Source organism: Pelagibacterium mangrovi (genome assembly GCF_036662815.1).
Taxonomy (GTDB): domain Bacteria; phylum Pseudomonadota; class Alphaproteobacteria; order Rhizobiales; family Devosiaceae; genus Pelagibacterium; species Pelagibacterium mangrovi.
This window is the reverse complement of record NZ_JBAFXA010000028.1, coordinates 1-826: the sequence shown is the minus strand read 5'-3', so window position 1 is coordinate 826 and position 826 is coordinate 1. Positions and strand designations below refer to the sequence as shown.

General features: G+C 60.5%; 1 pseudogene. It reads left to right on the top strand.

Features of this window, described 5'->3' with window-relative positions:
• Window positions 1-85: 85 nt before the first annotated feature.
• Window positions 86-826, top strand: a pseudogene (locus tag V4T21_RS19120) (helix-turn-helix domain-containing protein); the annotation flags it as partial.

Genomic DNA, 826 nt, shown 5'->3' with positions numbered 1-826 from the left:
TGTCCGCCGTCAGCACCCATGGCACAGGTTTGAGGTTGTAAGTTAAGGAGGTTTTGGGCTTCGTCGTAGTGATGAAGGAACGAAGATGAAGCCCAAAACCTCCTTGAAAAAATCTCCGGTGAAGGTCCCTGCTGAGCGGGTGGTGAAGGATATCCGCCGTGCGACCCGTCGGCACTTCTCGGCCGAGGATAAGATCCGCATCGTGCTCGATGGGTTGCGCGGTGAGGACAGCATTGCCGAACTGTGCCGCAAGGAAGGCATCGCGCAGAGCCTGTATTACACTTGGTCGAAGGAGTTCATGGAGGCCGGCAAGCGCCGTCTCGCTGGAGACACCGCCCGTGCTGCGACCACCGGCGAAGTGCATGACCTGCGTCGTGAAGCCCGCGCCCTGAAGGAATGTGTTGCCGACCTCACGCTGGACAATCGCCTGCTTAAAAAAAGCATGATCGCGGATGGGGGCGACGACGAATGAGGTATCCCGCATCCGAGAAGCTCGAGATCATTCGGATCGTCGAGCAGTCGCACCTGCCCGCCAAGCACACGCTGGACCAGCTCGGCATTGCTCGCCGGACGTTCTACCGCTGGTATGACCGCTATCTCGTGGGCGGGCCGGAGGCGCTGGAAGATCGACCATCGGCGCCGAGCCGGGTGTGGAACCGCATCGGCGACGACATCCAGGACCAGATCGTCGAGATGGCGCTCGATTACAGCGAGCTGTCACCGCGCGAGTTAGCGGTGCGCTTCACCGATGAGAAGCGCTACTTCGTGTCCGAAGCCACGGTTTACCGCCTGTTGAAGGCCCATGATCTGATCACCAGCCCGGCCT